This is a genomic window from Colwellia demingiae, from assembly GCF_007954275.1.
Taxonomy (GTDB): Bacteria; Pseudomonadota; Gammaproteobacteria; order Enterobacterales; family Alteromonadaceae; genus Colwellia; species Colwellia demingiae.
On sequence record NZ_VOLT01000022.1, the window covers coordinates 1 to 18,292 of the forward strand.

The following is an 18,292-nucleotide window of genomic DNA, read 5'->3' on the forward strand; positions in this document are numbered from 1 at the left end:
GCCAACAAGGTGAAAGGTTGATTTCCCAATATCAATTCCAAGAATGTTAATAGTAGACATGATGATTCTCCTCATTTAATAATCTCCCTAAGTGTAGCTTAGGGGAGGCGGACCATCTTATTAGCGCCTTAGCTTTCTAAGGCGGAAAGGGGCACTTTTTACGGAAAACTTCTCTGCCAGATGAATCATGGCCAACGAGATGAAAGGTAGATTTTCCTATATCAATTCCAAGAATGTTAATAGTAGACATGATGGTTCTCCTCATTTAATCGTCTGCCCTAAGTGTAGATTAGGAGAGGCGGACCATCTTATTAGCGCCATAGAGTTTTAACTTTGATTTAGACTTCTATATCCATAGAATACATTAGCAACAGGCTGTTTTGAGGTCTTCTGCTCGATAAAATGAGGTATTGATGTGCTATTTTAATAGCCAACTTTTTTGTTGCAAGAGTTAGCATTATTCTTATGTCAGCTATCTGCAAGGGTAGCTGACATAAGAATATATACTCTATGGCGTTTACCTCCCACAACGAGATATAAAGGATGTATTCTTCCCGCTCAAGCGGTGTAGAAAGACATAACGTAGAGACTCATCCTACTTAGCCAAAAAAATTATTGTTTAGTTTATGCCTAAAACTTATGTTATAAAAAATGATTTTAAGTCCAAATTAATAAATGTTATAAATAAATTTAGGTATTAATATTGTCGTAATCTTAATTTTCTTACTTGACGTTCAGCGAGTTATTATTTGATATTGACCTATGATTGTTAGTATTTTATCAAATCTAATATGCAATTTTTTAAATTCACCCTTTGTTATTAGATTCTTGGATTAATAACGAGTATATTAAGCTCAAAATAACATAAGGTCTTGATGATACGGCTTTAAAATAAATTGACTTTATCGATAGTTTTTAAAGGTTCTTAAATGATAACTAAGCATGAAAAACAGAGTATTCTTGTTGTTGACGACGTACCTGTAAATATCGAAGTATTAAGAGAGTTATTACGCTCTGATTATATGGTAAAAGCTGCGACAAATGGTGTGAATGCTATAAAAATCGCACAATCATCCCCTCAACCTGATTTGATCCTCTTGGATATAATGATGCCAGACCTTGACGGTTATGATGTAATCAATAGACTAAAATCAAACCCCAAAACAGCAGGAATACCGGTGATTTTCGTTACCGCAATGAATGAAGTGCATGATGAGCAATTGGGATTTGAACTGGGTGCTGTGGATTATATCACTAAGCCGATTAGCCCATCTATAGTGTTCGCTCGTGTGAAAACGCACTTAGCTATGTACAACTATAATCGACGGTTAGAAGAAGAAGTGATTAAACGTACTCATGAGCTTAATCATAGTCAAATGGAAATTATTCAACGCCTTGGACGTGCTGCCGAATTTAAAGATGACGAAACCGGCTTACATGTAATAAGGATGAGCCATTATTCAGCGTTAATTGCACAAGCAGCTGGAATGCCCCCAAATTGGTGTGAAACCCTGAAAGGTGCAGCTCCTATGCATGATATTGGTAAAATTGGTATCGCAGAGAGTATTTTACTTAAACCTGGCGATTTGACTGATGAAGAACAAAAATCGTTAAGAAAGCATCCAGAAATTGGCGCTGAAATTATTGGCGAGCATGATTCATCGTTACTTAAAATAGCCAGGTCAATAGCATTAACACATCATGAAAGGTGGGATGGTAGTGGTTATCCAGAAGGATTGAGTCAATCAAATATCCCTATTGAAGGGCGAATTGTAGCTATTGCAGATGTATTCGACGTTTTAACGACTGCTCGCCCTTATAAAGAAAGTTGGTCCGTTGAAGATGCTGTGATGCTGATAGAGGAAAGTGCAAACTCACATTTTGATCCTGAATTAGTTGCGGCCTTTCTTCTCGCGCTACCAGAGATATTAATAGTAAAAGATAAATATCAGCCAACAGCAAGTTAGCGATATTTGTGGCTTATCACGGCCAAGAGTAAACGAGGTGTTAAAGTCGCTAGAGCAACAAGAAATTCTTCAGCTTTCACATAAAAAAATAAAGATAAAAAATATTAAAGCTGTGTTTAAGCGACTTGATGAAGCAAACTTATCTTTTTATGATCCAAGAATAAAAAGAGCTATTCAAATGTAAAGTGAATTAAATAAGACTTTTTTGATAAAAAACTAGGTAAAACAATAACTTTACTATTATATTATTGTAAGGTCGTTGAAATGCAAATTAGGCTACTATTAATATTGTGGCTACCTTTACTATTTATTAAATGTGTTTTTAATACTTCTCATCAATTCTAATAATTATGGTTTTAAAATGAAATTTATTTCTTCTGTGTGTTTGCTCACTTTTATACTCCTCATTACCTCATTTACTCAACCTGTTTTTGCTCAATCTTCCGCTTCAGTCGTTAAAGGTAAACCAATAACGAGTCTTTCGGCAGACCAATTAAAACAGATGACGATGAATGTGAGGTATTACGACGAGGTGCTAACTTCTTCAATATCAACCTATGTATTTTCAGGGGATGAGAAATGGCTCGATAGATACATCGAATATGAAGCAAAACTTAGGCAGTTAATTGATGATCTATTAATCGTACAGCTTGAAGAAGATAAGTTGTTAATTGCTCAGCTGTATGAAGTGAATAACTCACTTGTAGTTATGCAAATGAAGGCTATACAAGCAATAAAAGCACAAGACAGAACAACAGCAGTAAGCATTATAAGCAGTGCTGAATATAATCAATATAAAAAAGATTTAATGTCCGCGTTAACAACTTACATAGCGCAAATAGAAAAACGTACAGCATCAATTAACGCTGAAAGTAACGTACTCGGTTTAACGCCAGAAGAGCAACGTTGGATAGCTGATAATACAGTACGAATAGGTATTGAACATTGGCCGCCGATTGTCTTTATGCAAAACGACAAAACTCCCGGCGGGCTTTCAGGGGAAGTACTGAGTCAAATTATCGAAAAATCTGGCCTGCAAACAGAATATATTACGGGTAGTTGGAATGATATTTTAACTCAGTTTAAACAGGGTGAAATTGATTTATTACCTTCAGCCTATTTTATTGAAGAACGTAAAGAATTTGGGCATTTTTCTACGCCCTATTTTATGGTGAGAGAATTATTTTATGTCAAAGAAAATAATTTTCGTTTTCGAACAAATTTAGATTTATCAACAGCAACTATTGCAATACAAGCTGGTTTTACCTCTATTGATAAAATAAAAACCTTATACCCTGAGATGAGAGTACTCAAAACCATAAGTATTGAAGAGTCTATCAATAAAGTTTTAGCAGGTGAAGCGGATGCATTATTAGATGCACAAATTGTGGTTAATGACTGGGTCGCACAAAATAATGTGCAGGGCTTAAGAGTGATAGATGAAGATGTTGTTTTCCCTCCTTCTTTACATTTATACAGTAGCAAAAGTGAAAAACTACTACAAAGCATATTGCAAAAAGGCCTAGACTCCATTAAAGCCAGCGATTTGATGAATTCAAACAATGAGTGGTTAACGGCTAGAAATAAAAAACAAAACATCTCTGAAGATGATTTCGAAATTAATTATCTGATTGGGTTAGTGATTATTTTTGTAGTGGTATTGTTTATTCTTGGCAGCTCAATGAGTACATTAATACTAAAAAATAGCGAAAAAGAACTAGCCGCGAAATTCAGTTCAAGTTATTTTAAAAAAATGATCTTAACCGCATTAATTATACTTTCTATTGTATTGATTGCTATTGCCTTTTTTACTGAAAGGTACGCGAAAGGTAAACATGTTGAAGCAACAGAGCATAATTTAACTACCTTGTTAACTACGTCTCAACAACGCTTACAAACGTGGATGACATACGAGCTTAATAGCTTAGAGCGTTTTGGCAAAAATCATGAATTACTCTCGCTGATTGAACAAATACTCATTATACCCAAAGACGCTGAAGCACTTAAAAGAACACCATTACAAGCTCAGATACGTCAATTTTTTAAAGCAAGAGAAGGTGACCTTGGTAGTATAGGTTTCTTTGTTATATCCCCAGAAAAAATTAACTTAGCTTCTCAACGAGACTCAAATGTTGGTAGTGAAAACTTCATACATAAAGCGCGCCCAGAATTATTACAAAAAGTATTTGAAGGGCAGAGTTTATTTTTACCACCCATGCGTTCTGATGTTTTTTTAGAATATGAAAATTCAGACCATCAAAAGCATTTGCCTTCTACGATGTTTTTTGCCGCCCCGGTTATTAACCTTCAAGGTGAAGTCATAGCGGTTATTACCAAGCGGATAAATTTCGAAGGCATATTTTCATCAATACTAACGGCAGGCTCTATTGGTAACAGTGTTGAAACCTATGCGCTCGATAAATCGGGAACGTTACTGTCGAATGTACGCTTTGAAGATCAAATAAAAACTATAGGCTTGTTAAAAAATAATATTCGCTCATCAATGAATTTGGAGATAACTGACCCAGGCAAAAATTTATTAAACACCGAAGGAGTTACAGGCCAAAATCCAGACTGGCCATTAACGTTAATGTCGAGCCATATTTCGGCGGGTAAATCAGGGAATAACTTAACAGGTTATCGAGATTACCGTGGTGTAGAAGTTATTGGTTCTTGGGTTTGGGATGACACCTTAAATATGGGCATAGCTGCAGAAGTCGATTTAGTTGATGCCTATGAAGTCACCACTATTTTCCGTTACACTATTTGGTCAATTTTATTGATTGCATTACTATTACTTTTTGGTGGCACACTCTTTACCTTGAAGGTCGGCACACGAGCAACAAAGGCGTTGGCGCGATCGCACTTTGAACTTGAAGGGTTAGTGGGTGAACGGACAAAAGCATTAGAAACGAGTATACAGCGAACTCGTAGTATTATTGATACCGCGACAGATGGCATTATCGTTATCAACCATCAAGGCATCATTCAGGATTTCAGCCCTGCTGCGGAACGCATATTCAAATATACTTCGGCTGAGGTTATGGGGCTAAACATCAAAATGTTGATGCCTCAACCTTATAAGGATGAGCATGATGGATATCTAAGCAATTTTTTAGGTGGCGGATCCCCCAAAATTATTGGGAAGCAGCGAGAGGTGACAGGCCTGCGAAAAACAGGAGAGACTTTCCCTATGGATCTTTCAGTTGCTGAAGCTTCGGTTGGCAGTGAAAGTTTCTTTACGGGTATTGTTCGAGACATCACCAAGCGAAAGCAAAATGAATCGGCCATTCAGCGGGAGCAGGCAATGCTTTCCTCCCTTATCAATTCTTTACCCGACGTCGTTTTTTTCAAAGACGCGAAAGGTCATTATCTCGGATGTAATCATGGATTTGAGCAGCTGGTAGATAAGACTTTATCTGAATTTATTCACCAAGATGACCATGCCATATTCCCTGAAGAAATAGCGTTATTTTTTCAAGAAAAAGATCGACAAATGTTGTTAGTAGGACAGGCGGTAAGTAATGAAGAGTGGGTAACCTATCCGGATGGAACAGAGGTTCTCCTAGATACCATAAAAACACCTTTTTATTCAGAGGATGGGACATGCCTTGGAATAATAGGGGTTTCTAGAAACATCACAGAGCGTAAAAAGGAAGAACAAGAACTTAAAAAAGCTATATTAGAAGCAAAAGAAGCAACACGCTCATTAGCTAAACAGGCACAGCTTCAGCAATTATTAATAGACTCTGTACCTATTCCTTTATTTTATAAAGATGCACAAGCCAAGTATCAAGGGTTTAATAAAGCCTATGAAGAAGTCTTCGGTGTTAGGGCTGCTGATTTAGTTGGTTTAACCGTTACCGATTTAACTTATCTACCAGAAGAGGATCGTCTGCTTTATCAAGCAGAAGATAATGAGGTCATTGCTCAACAGACAACAGTTAAAAAAGAAATGAAAATTCCTTTTGCTGACGGTAAATTACACGACACCCTTTACTGGGTAACAGGCTATGCTGACAGTAAAGGTAATCCCGCAGGTTTGGTTGGCAGCTTCATTGATATCAGCAATGAAAAAGAAAATGCCAGACAACTCGAGATTGCTGTTAAATCTGCTGATGAAGCTACACAAGCAAAAAGTGACTTTCTTGCGAATATGAGTCATGAAATTAGAACCCCAATGAACGCAATCATTGGTATGAGCTATTTGGCAATGCAAACGAGTTTAAGTCGTAAGCAAGCGGATTACGTAAACAAAATTCAGAGTTCAGCGGAAGCCTTGCTCGGCATTATTAACGACATTTTAGATTTTTCAAAAATAGAGGCAGGTAAGCTTGATCTTGAAGCGGTACCGTTTAATTTAAATGATACTATTGACCATCTTGTGCAAATAATTTCACATAAAAGTCAGGAGAAATCATTAGAATTACTCATCGATTTAGCGCCAGATTTACCGCTCGACCTTGTGGGCGATTCGCTAAGGTTAGGGCAGATATTGATTAACCTTGCGAATAATTCTATTAAATTCACTGACCAAGGTGAGATAGTCATCAGAGCAAAACCTATCAAGCAAGATGAAAACAATGTCACGGTAGAGTTTTCAGTATGTGATACTGGTATTGGTATGACCGAAGAGCAATTAGGTCGCTTATTCCAATCATTTAGCCAAGCAGATGCGTCTACAACCAGAAAATATGGTGGTACTGGTTTAGGGTTAACTATTAGTAAAACCTTAACTGAATTGATGCAGGGTGAAATTTGGGTTGAAAGCACCAGTGGCGAAGGTAGTAAGTTTTTCTTTACCGCGACCTTTGGCCTTGCTGAAGAAAATACTGCGCTTATACAAGCATCACCAGCAAGCTTAGTTGATTTACCTGTGTTAATTGTTGATGACAGTGTCGCGGCAAGGGAGATACTTTTTACTATGTCAGAAAGTTTAGGTTTTAAACCTGAATTAGCAGCATCGGGTGCTGAAGCATTAGAAAAATTAACCCTTGCAGAGCAAAATAATCAACCGTATAAGTTAGTACTTTCTGATTGGAAAATGCCACAAATGGATGGTATTGAGTTGGGCGAAAAAATAATCAGTAAAGATTTTTTATCTGCTCCACCCAAGTTTGTCATTGTCACGGCTTACGACCGTGACGAAATGTTGAAACTTGCTCAACACATCAATTTAGCCAGTTCGATCACTAAACCTGTAGGCGCCTCTACATTGCTTGATACAACGTTAAAAGTGATGGGAGAAACGCAAAGTTTACTGCCAGAAATACAAAACAAGCGATTAGATATTTCATTTGCCGAAAGCATTGTTGGTGCAGAAATATTACTTGTTGAAGATAACGAAATTAATCAACAAATAGCCGTTGAATTGCTTGAAATGGCGGGTCTAGTGGTCACTACTGCGACTAACGGAAAAATTGCGGTCGAAACGGTTGAAAATAAAACCTTTGATGCGGTATTAATGGACATACAAATGCCAGTAATGGATGGTTATACAGCGACAAAAGAGATCCGCAAAGACGAAAAGCATATCGATTTACCTATCATTGCAATGACAGCTAATGCCATGAGTGGTGACAGAGAGAAGTGTATAGCAGCAGGAATGAATGACCATCTTCCAAAACCCATTAATCCACAAGATGTTTATAAAACATTAGCTCAATGGGTTAAACCAACAGGTAAAGTATTGAGTGATGTTCAGTTAAGTCAAATGGAGCATGACGAGGTTGATTTACCTAATCTGCCTGAGTTTGATGTTAACTCTGCCTTAGCCCGAATGGCGGGTAATGTTAAAGCTTATCGCAAGACCCTTAAAAAAGTGGCAAGTTCTGAAGCTAATGCTGTTGAACGCATAAAAGGGGCTATAGATATAGAGGACTACCAAACAGCCTTAATAGCAGCCCATACGTTAAAAGGCGTGTCTGCGACTATCGGTGCTAATTTCGTCGTGCCACCGGCTGAAAAACTTGAGTTACTGTTGAGTGAAAAAGTTGAGAAAGGAAAAGCGCTTGTTGCTGATAAATTAGACGTGTTGTTTTTGGAATGCGAGGTTAAACTAAGACAAATGATTGTAACGATTGAGAATGATCAATTAACACAGCAAAATCATGAAAATAAGCAATCGTTCAATGCCGAAGAAGTCACAAAATTATTCATCGTTTTAAAAGAAAAAGTCGATTGCTTTGATTCTGCGGCTAGCGATACTCTGCAAGAGATTTTAACGTTTGTTAATGCAGATAACTTATCAAGTACAGCCAATGAGCTTAACCAAGCGCTTGAAGCATATGATTTTGATAGGGCAGAAAGTCTATTAATCATTTTTGAGCAAGAAATAGAACAACTCGCTAGTCAAGGCAGTAGTGAACCTATTAAGGATGACGTACTACTTGCTCAATTAATTATTATTGAGCATCAAATAGATAATTTTGATTCAACGGTGGTGGATACTGTCGATGAATTACTTGATTTTGAAATAGAGTCGAGCGTATACACAACGTTAGAGAAAATGAGAGATGTATTAAGCCAGTATGATTTTGACGCAGGACAAGCGTTGGTCGAGCAAATTAAAGCATCTTATTTTAAAGAATTATAACGAATGAATTTAGGAGAATTACAGTATGTCTAAAGGCCAAAAGCAGACGATTCTAGCTGTAGATGATACATTAGCCAACATTGACGTCGTAAAAGGTGTTTTGTCTCAAGACTATTTAGTTCAAGCTGCGCTTAGTGGCAAGATGGCTTTAAAGATTATTGAAAAACAAAAGCCTGATTTGATTTTACTGGATATTATGATGCCAGACATGGACGGTTATGAAGTCTGTGAAATATTGAAATCGCAACAATCAACGCAAGATATTCCCATCATATTCTTAACCGCTAAAATACAAGAAGATGACGAAACTAAAGGGTTATCGCTTGGTGCGGTTGATTATATAACTAAGCCCATTAGTCCGCCTATTTTAAAAGAACGAATTAAAAATCACCTAATATTAGAAGCATCAAAAAAAATGCTTGAACGTCAAAATGAAATATTGGAAGAGCGAGTATTAGAGCGAACCACACAATTGTCTGAACTTCAAGATGTTGCTATGGTTGCTATGGGCGCTCTGGCAGAATCTAGAGATCCTGAAACCGGAAACCATATTAGACGCACACAACGTTATGTAAAAGTACTCGCTGTTGAAGCCGCTAAATATGGAAAATATAAGGCATTTTTAACGCCTGATGTTATCACCTCTCTTTATAAATCTGCACCTTTGCACGATATTGGTAAAGTAGGTGTTGAAGACAGTATTTTACTAAAACCGGGTAAACTAACGGACGAAGAGTTTGAAGAAATGAAGCGCCATACAACCTATGGAAGAGACGCCATAGCCGCCGCCGAAACGTCAATAGATTCAGCTGATAACTTTCTTCTTTTTGCTAAAGAAATTGCTTATTCGCATCAAGAGAAGTGGGATGGCTCAGGCTACCCAGAAGGATTAGCAGGTGAAGATATTCCTTTATCAGCACGATTAATGGCTGTTGCCGATGTTTATGATGCATTGATTAGTAAACGTGTATACAAGCCAGCTTTTTCTCATGAAAAAGCGGTTAATATTATTACCGAAGGCAAGGGTAGTCATTTTGAACCCCTCTTAGTTGAATGTTTTCTTGCCGTAGCAGATGAGTTTACTCAAGTAGCTAAAAACTTTGCAGACAAAGATGGTGAGGTTCAATAAGGTAAAGAAGCGTGGTAAAACAGTGTAATTATGATGGCATAGCTTTTAAGGTAACCGTTAATGTTGTGCCATTTTCTTCAGTGGAAGAAAAACTAACATCCCCTCCTTGAGCTAAAGCAGAAAGTTTAGCGGAGTAGGTGCCTAAACCAGTACCATTTTCTTTTCCTTCAGTAATAAATTTGTCAAAAAATCTTGCTTGAATTTTCTCAGGGATCATTCCTTGATTGCTAATGTTGAAAATAATGACATCGGAAGATTGCTCTTGCTCGATGGTAATATTTACATTGCCATTAGCTGGTGAAGCTTCAATGGCATTAGCGAGTAAATTATTAAACAGGTTAAAGCACAATAATTGATTACCGAAAAATTTGATGCTTTTGGCTATTTTGTATTGTACTAATATATTGTTTATCTGGCATTTATCTTTTTGTCCGTAAACCACTTTATTAAATAACTCTAGCGCGTTAATCGGTAATAGTTCACGTTCAGTACTGTTATTTTCTAATTGATGAATTAACATTTGCTCATCAATCATTTCTTTTATCGTTTCAGCGGATTCTGTAATGAGGGATACTTCTTCTTTTGAATAAGCTTTTTGTTGCTTTAGTGTATCCGCGGCAGAAATAATTACAGCAAGTGGATTTTTTAAATCGTGATGAATAATGCGTTCAATATCTTCTTTTAGGCGCATGTTCTCTATCATGGTCTCTAATTGTAACGCTACTTCTTCTCGTTGCAGCACTTGCTTCATGTGAATATTAATTCTTGCGAGTGTTATTTCAGGGCTAATTGGTTTGGTAATATAATCAGCAGCACCGATAGATAAGCCTTTGACTACATCTTTTGTTTGAGTAAGTGCTGAAATAAAAATTATAGGAATATGTTCAGTTAAGGGGTTATTTTTAAGATGTTGGCAAACGGTTAAGCCATCCATTTCAGGCATCATTATGTCTAATAAGATAAGATCAGGAAGCTGTTCTTGGTTACATATTGCTAATGCTTTAACGCCAGACAAACAAGCTTGAAGGGTATATTTTTCTTTAAGCAATTCGGTAAGCACTGTGATGTTATTAGGTTCATCATCAACAATTAAAATACTATTATTCGATTTATTCAATTTAATATGTTCTGTTGAATCAGTCACATCTAAAGCTGATTTTTTAGTTGCATCAATCAGTGGTTTTTTAGGGATAGGAGATGAAAAGGCGCGGTTTATATTCCTTTTTAATGAATTCATGTTAAAAGGTTTAATGATGTAAGCACTGACCCCCGATAGGATGGCTTGTTTAACATTTTCTTGATCAATGTTTGCTGTAAGCATGATAAAAGGGATATTGGCAGTATTAATCTCAGCACGAACCGTTTGTAAAAGCTCCAAGCCGTGCATTCTTGGCATATTCCAGTCTGAGACGATTAAATCAATGTTATGTAATTTTATAATACTTAAGGCATCGACCCCATTCGAAGCTATAAATATTTTAAAAAAGCCAAGTGTTGTTAACAGGCTTTTGATAACTTTTTGCATCGGAATATGATCATCTACAATAAGTGCTGTTAAAGTCGTGTATCGCTCATCAATTAAGGAATCTTTAGTCTTAGGCATATTAACTTTAAGGTCTCTTTGTTTTTGTTATGTACGAAAGCTAATAAGCTTTGCCATATATTGATTTAACTGGCTCGAATAGTAGATTCTATATATAGAATAAAATATAGCATGATAATGAAAAGTATCATATTTTATAGGGAATACTTCACTGTTTACTACAATAAACTTTAATGATCATTAATAACTTTAGGGTGTAATATTTCTGACAAAGCGTACTGAGTAATCGCCATCTTTTTGTTTAATTGCTGAGCTGCCATTACTAAAGTTCACAACCCAAGCCGAGTCGTTGTCTTCGACTACTGGTGTTGATGTCCAATAAGCAACATCTAAGGCAGCAGGGGTTCCTCCTGGGCTGTTTACGACAGAGAAAACTGTATCATTTATGGCTGGTGAATAGCAGGCACGTTCTACCAACGATTGTAATTCTTTAATATTAGGTAAACGCCAATCACCATGACCAGCGAGTGTAGATTGAGTTGCCAATTTAAAAGCTTGTTTCCAATTTTTAGTATTGCTAGGGGTAAAACCATTAGTGTCTTGGCAAGTAGGTGATGACGCTATATCGTAATTAACACCTACAGCACATCTTGCCCACATTAACTTTGTTTTCGTATCCGTAACCGTGCCATCATTGTTATCTGAGAACTGAGCATCCGGCGTAGTTTTTTCAATATTAGCAGGACAAGTTGCGCCATAAGCCAATGATGACGCAAAACTAGTGATTAAAAAAGATTGAAAAATAAATGTTAAGTTGTTTTTTATATTCATAATTTTAGTCCTCAATTGGCACTTCTTACAAGGCGAGTAGGGTATGCAGAAGCCTTAAAATCCAGTGTTGTAGATAATGCTGGTGATTTATCAATTGATATTAACCAGGCTGCTGAAGTATTTGATGAAAGAACAGAGCTACTCCAGTAAGGAATATTAACCGCATTAGGGAAAAAACTTGTATCGATAGAGTTTGTTAATTGACTCATATTCAATAAAGAAATCCCTTCATTGTAACTTGGAAGTCGCCAATCATTTGCGCCACACAAATTAGTTGTATTAACGGCATTAATAAATTTTTCGGAATCACATTCTCCTGTAGTCGAACACATACCACCATTTTCTAAGCCTGAATTGCCACCGTTGACAGCACCATCACTGTTATACCAAGTGTAAGTATCATTAGCATCGTGTAATCCACCATCAGTTGTTTTTACTTCCCACATTAGCTGGGTGACCGTATCGTAGGTACAACTCCAATTGGTTGCAGAAAAAGGTAATACTTCTCCGTTTACTCCAAGTTTCACAAAACTAAAACCTAATGTGCCATCGGTATCATCAGGGAAAGTGACATCACGGCCACTATGAGCATCTTGTATGGAAGGTATTGGATCACCATCAGTTTCACCTTCTCCATCATCATAACCATCAACAACACCGTTATCGTCAGCGTCGACTGCGTTAGGACAAATGATTGTATTTTGATGAATACCACTTCTAGTCCCACCAAAAGCATAATCAGCACATAAGCTATAACCCGTATCGTTAACTAACGTTTGATTATTATTACTCGGCACGAGAACAAAAGTCGCTGCGTAAGTGTCTTGCTTTTCACCGACATCTGTCACGGTTAACTCAAACGTAACTACGGTGGTAACACCCACCGTAGGGGCTATAAAACTCGGTTTGACAATTGAGTCATCATCTAAAGTGATACCCGTGCCACTGGAATCTGTTTGTCGCCAATCGTACTGCAACGGACTAGCTTCTGGATCTGTTGAGCTTTGAGCATCTAATTCAGCAGAAGTGCCACTCTCTATCTGTATTGCAACTGAAAATACAGCGGTAGGCGCTAGGTTATTATTTATATCAACCGAAAGACTGTCGGTTGTACTGTCTCCTATATTATCGGTGACCGTTATGTCGAACGTTAGCGTAGTCGTACTCGATACGTCGGGCGCTATAAAAGTGGCGGTAGCGCTAGAGGCATTGCTTAAAGTCACCATTGAACCTGTTGTTTGAACCCAAGCGTAACTGACAATAGAGCCATCACTATCATTAGCAGTAGCGTTAAGCGAAACTGTTGTTTCTTCATCGACAGCTTGGTCAGTACCTGCGTCTACAACAGGTAATAAATTCACGGTTGGAACAAGGGGATCTAAACCAAAACTCAGCTCAACCACATCATCAATACCATCACCGTCTGTATCATTATTGTATTTATCAGTGCCAAGGTAGTCTTCTCTACTATCACTTAAACCATCTAAGTCACTATCAAATTCTTGGCAGTTTGAAGTTATTTCTATTTGAAAGACGGCTAGCCTATTACCACGAATTATCAAGGTTTCTTCTAAATCATCGAGTGATTGGATATCATACGTTTTTCTAATAATATTGATTTGAGCGCCGATATCGATCTCTGCTTGTATGACTTTTCCATCCTCTAAGCGACTGATAGCCAAATTACGCTCCCGAAATCCAGATGAACGGTTGTAGCTCAAATGTAGCTGGTATGCCTTGCATTGTATATTTCTTACAATGAAACTGAGCTCAATTGTTTCAGGGAGAATTTCCGCATATGCCACCCCATAGATTGAGGGGCCGGTGCCTTCGTCAACGCCATCAATGTCTAATCCACTGTTATATCGCGGATTAATGTCGCCATAAGAGAGCCACTGCAAACTTGCGTTTGACGACCTTTTAATGGTCACTTGATCAAACATTTCATTGGAAATTAATGTACTGTCTGGAGCGGTTATCTCAGTAAAGTCTTCAATAAGCTGATAGTTCAATGTCAACAGATTTGAAACCAAAGGGTCAGTGCCGTTAACTATTTCTTCACCATCAATGATCCTATCGTTATCGGTATCTATATAGGCCAAATCAAAATCATTGGCATCATTAGGGTCTGTCCCTGCTTGAATTTCATGGAAATTACTTATGCCATCATTGTCAAAATCGAGGTAGACGTCATCATAGTCTTGATAATTTAGGCCAAAGGTAATTTCTTGGCCATTGGTCAAACCATCATTATCAGCGTCTGCTGTACCATCTGTTGGGTCAAGGGGGTCAAAGTTGAGTGATAGTTCTAGGCTATCTGAGATGCCATCTTCATCAGTATCAGCATTCAAAGGGTCTGTTCCGATAAGTGTTTCTACGCGGTCAAACACACCGTCGAGATCGCTATCGAACCCCAGACAACTTGCCGTTATTTCTAGTTTATAAACCGATAATTTACCACCAATAATTTTCAGTGTTTCAAGGCTAGGATCATTTAATGCAATAGTATATGAGGTTGTTATTCCTGGATTTACGGCACTAATATCAATGCTTTCTTGAATTACTAAGGAGTCTTCGACTCGATTAATTGCAAGTGACCGATCGTACTGTGCATCCGACGAAGCGCGGCTATAGGTAACATTAAGTTGGTAACTTAAACATTGCATATTTTGTAAGGTAAAATCGAGTTCCATATCACCATATATAGCCTTGCCAGAATCTTCATCGTAAAAAGGGCTGCCACTATAAGAGTCCCATTTCAACGTAGCATTTGATGACGTTTTACTACTGACTGCGTTTAGAATGTAGTCTGTAATCGGTGCATTATCACCACCCGAAATTTCAAATGTAATATCATCGAAATCTTCAATAAGTTGATAGTTTAATAGCAACAGGTTTGATACAAAAGGGTCAGTGCCATTAGTTATTTCTTCACTATCAATGATCCTATCGTTATCAGTATCTATATAGGCTAGATCAAAATCATTGGCATCATTAGGGTCTGTCCCGGCTTGAATTTCATGGAAATTACTTATGCCATCATTGTCAGCATCGAGGTAGGCGTCGTTAGCGTCTTGATAATTTAGACCAAAGGTAAATTCTTGACCATTGGTCAAACCATCATTGTCAGTGTCTGCGGTACCATCTGCTGGGTCAAGCGGGTCAAAGTTGAGTAATAGTTCTTGGCTATCCGAAATGCCATCTTCGTCAGTATCAGCGTTAAAAATATCTGTTCCAATAATTGTTTCGATGCGGTCAAATATACCGTCGAGATCGCTATCGAATCCCGTACAACTTGCCGTTATTTCTAGTTGACCAACCCACAATCTTTCACCAATAATTTGAAGTGTTTCAAGGCTAGGATCATTTAATGCAATAGTATATGAGTCCGTTATTACATCCGCCATTCCTGTCCCTATGGCACTAATATCAATACGTTCTTGGATTGCTAATAGGTCTTCGATACGATTAATAGCAAGGGAACGCACGCCACTCGATGAAGAGCTTTGATAGCTAACATCAAGTTGGTAACTTAAGCACTGCATATTTTGTAAGGTAAAACTGAGCGCCATATCACCAAATATGCCCTCTCCATTATCCTCATCGTATACCGGGTTGCCACTGTAAGAGTGCCATTTCAACGTAGCATTTGATGACGTTTTACTACTGACTGAATTTAGAATGGCGTCTGAAATCGGTGCATTATCACCATTCGAAACCTCAAACGAAATATCAGTGAAATCTTCAATAAGTTGATAATTTAAGGTGAGTGGATTTTCAGGCAGGACCTTGATATTAATACTGTCACTGCTACTGCCACCACGGTTATCAGTGACCGTTAGGGTGAAGGATAAAGTCGCTAAAAGGGTGACATCTGGCGAGGTGAAGGAAGTACTTTCAGTCGTGGCATTCGTTAAGGTGACGGTGGTGCCTGCCGTTTGAGTCCAAGCATAACTGACGATAGTGCCATCACTGTCGACGGCGCTACCACTGAGCGATACAGCCGTTTTTTTATCAACAGTCTGGTCAACACCTGCGTTAACACTTGGTACAATGTTTTCCGGTAATACGGTTATATCAATACTGTCGGTAGCTGTGCCAGTACGGTTATCAGTTACCGTTAATTCAAAGGATAATACGGTTGAAATAGTCACATCAGGAGAGGTGAATGAAGCACTTGCGCTATTGGTGTTGGTTAAGGTTACTGTCGTGCCTGCTGTTTGCAGCCAAGCATAACTGACGATAGTGCCATCACTGTCGACGGCGCTACCACTGAGCGATACAGCGGTTTGTTTATCAACAGTCTGGTCAATACCTGCGTTAACCGTAGGTAGGGTATTCTCTTCTAAAATTTGTATTAAGGCTGTTTTTGTCGTTAACAGGCCATCAGCGTCAGTTACTTGAAGTTCTATTTGAATATCTTCATTTTTGTTTACTTGTGGCGCTAAGAACTGAATAGTTGAGTTACTATGACCACTTATTGATACCGAAGGACCTTTAATTTGTAACCATTTATAGCTTAATTTGGTACCTTCAAGGTCTGTCGCTGTTGAGGTTATTTCAACATTATTACCTGACTCAACGACAGTATCGAAACTAAGGTTTACCTTGGGTGGTTGATTTGCCTTGCTAAACCAAGTTATTACTTGGTTCTGAGTTGCATAACTCGTGGGGTTATCAACATAATCAAGAATTAAACGAACCCAATCATTAATATTACTGTCGTTGGATTTAAAAAAGGCCATCAACTTAATAATATCTACGTCTTCTCTTGAATAAATAAAGGGGTCGGGAGAAATAGAACCTATGATATTTTCAATAATACTAAGCCAAGATGTTTTATTTATTTCTTCAAAACCATTTTCTAATCCGTACTGGGCAATAAGTGTTGAAATAGGCGTTATATTACATTCAAAACGCGCTAAAAAGTAACATGCAGCACTTAGTTCACCGTCAAGTTTTATATGATTGTTATTCAGAACCGTATTTTTGGTCGTTCTGATTATATTACTTTTCTCATCAAAACTTGAATTATCGGCAACGGCTCTAGTTGCCGTGATTCTGTAATCACTAATTCTGCCATCAAGTTGGAACTCAAATGCACCGTTATCATTTGTAGAAGCTGTTTTTACCGGTATTACATCTCCCCATTTATATAAATTAACTATTGAGGGATTATCAAACACTCCAGCGACTATCCCATACATTGTTGGATGGATAGTAATATCAATAAAGAACGAGCTTGCTTCTTTATTTTTGTCGAACACTGAAAATTTAAAAATAAATACTGTTGGGAGCGTTATTTTTGGTGTTGTAATGCTTAAATTAAAATCATCTTGAATGGAATAATCCAATTCAATATCATCATTTTCAATAACTTGTTCCCAGGAAAAATCTACTATTTCGTTATTTGGGTCATTTACAATAGGTTTAATTACTTCGACCTTTATTTCTGAAATATCGATGTTATTTTCTAAATAAACTGAGAAAGTATTAATATTGTTAAGTATTAAAATATTGATAACCCCGGTAGAGCTTGCTCCTAGATCATCTTTTACAGTAAGTGCTAATTGAATTATTACGTCTGCTTCTATTAAAGGCGCAGTGATCGTAGGAGTGGCAGAATTTGGGTTATCAAAAGATATTTGTTCTCCTGAAACTTGAGACCACTGATACAAAACGATTTCGCCGTCGTTATCTATTGAAATTTCAGGTAAAGTGAAACTATCTCCTTCATTTAATTCAAGGGTATCAACCGTATAAATAACTGGGGGGATATTATGTGTAGGGGTATTGCCCGAAGGATTACACCCGGTCAATAGTAATACTGTAAAAACAACGAGAAAATACTGCCAGAAAACAACCATAAACCTTCTTATACCTTGCGCCGCGATTACTCTAATTTCATTACCCACTATATCAAGATAGCCAATTTTTTTATAGTCGCAGAATACACATGTATTAAATTATTTACGGGATTGTTATCGTAGAGTGAAACTGAACACCGCTCTATAGGTTTCCAAGTTGTTTGGAGGAAGCGTTTTCTATTTATTTTTCTAACTCGGAATGGGGCGGAATGTATGGTCCGCCTCAATATTGAAAGTAATAATATCGATAACGTAGTTGGTTTGCGCTAATGTATTCGGAGTCTTTGTTGGTTACCCAATATATTAGGCCCAGCTCCACGATGAGATCCGCGCTAGATTGTCCTCAAAAGCGCCAAAGCA

The 18,292-nt window shown here is 37.6% G+C and carries 7 protein-coding genes; 4 read left to right on the forward strand and 3 right to left on the reverse strand.

Features of this window, described 5'->3' with window-relative positions; all coding sequences use genetic code 11:
• Nucleotides 1–929 precede the first annotated feature (929 nt).
• The 4 genes from ESZ36_RS22285 to ESZ36_RS22300 all read left to right on the forward strand — a co-directional run bounded on the left by ESZ36_RS22285 (nucleotide 930) and on the right by ESZ36_RS22300 (nucleotide 9,691).
• Nucleotides 930–1,967 (forward strand): HD domain-containing phosphohydrolase, encoded by a 1,038-nt coding sequence (locus ESZ36_RS22285; protein ID WP_146791993.1) that lies wholly within the window; start codon nucleotides 930–932, stop codon nucleotides 1,965–1,967.
• A 4-nt stretch (nucleotides 1,968–1,971) separates the two neighbouring features.
• Complete coding sequence (locus ESZ36_RS23235) at nucleotides 1,972–2,151, forward strand: hypothetical protein (RefSeq protein WP_425457433.1); 180 nt, start codon at nucleotides 1,972–1,974, stop codon at nucleotides 2,149–2,151.
• 177 nt (nucleotides 2,152–2,328) lie between these two features.
• Nucleotides 2,329–8,562, forward strand: a complete 6,234-nt coding sequence (locus ESZ36_RS22295; protein WP_146791995.1) for a PAS domain S-box protein — start codon at nucleotides 2,329–2,331, stop codon at nucleotides 8,560–8,562.
• Between the two features lie 25 nt (nucleotides 8,563–8,587).
• The gene (locus ESZ36_RS22300) at nucleotides 8,588–9,691 is read left to right on the forward strand and encodes a response regulator (protein ID WP_146791997.1); all 1,104 of its coding nucleotides are present in this window, start codon (nucleotides 8,588–8,590) and stop codon (nucleotides 9,689–9,691) included.
• A gap of 28 nt (nucleotides 9,692–9,719) precedes the next feature.
• Here the strand turns inward: ESZ36_RS22300 and ESZ36_RS22305 are convergent, their stop codons facing one another.
• From ESZ36_RS22305 to ESZ36_RS22315, 3 genes are all read right to left on the reverse strand, one after another.
• A complete protein-coding gene (locus ESZ36_RS22305) occupies nucleotides 9,720–11,294 on the reverse strand; it encodes a response regulator (RefSeq protein WP_146791999.1) in 1,575 nt (524 codons plus the stop codon).
• Between the two features lie 189 nt (nucleotides 11,295–11,483).
• Nucleotides 11,484–12,065, reverse strand: a complete 582-nt coding sequence (locus ESZ36_RS22310) for an Lcl C-terminal domain-containing protein (RefSeq protein ID WP_146792001.1) — start codon at nucleotides 12,063–12,065, stop codon at nucleotides 11,484–11,486.
• An 11-nt stretch (nucleotides 12,066–12,076) separates the two neighbouring features.
• The gene (locus ESZ36_RS22315; protein ID WP_146792003.1) at nucleotides 12,077–17,932 is read right to left on the reverse strand and encodes an Lcl C-terminal domain-containing protein; all 5,856 of its coding nucleotides are present in this window, start codon (nucleotides 17,930–17,932) and stop codon (nucleotides 12,077–12,079) included.
• Nucleotides 17,933–18,292 lie beyond the last annotated feature (360 nt).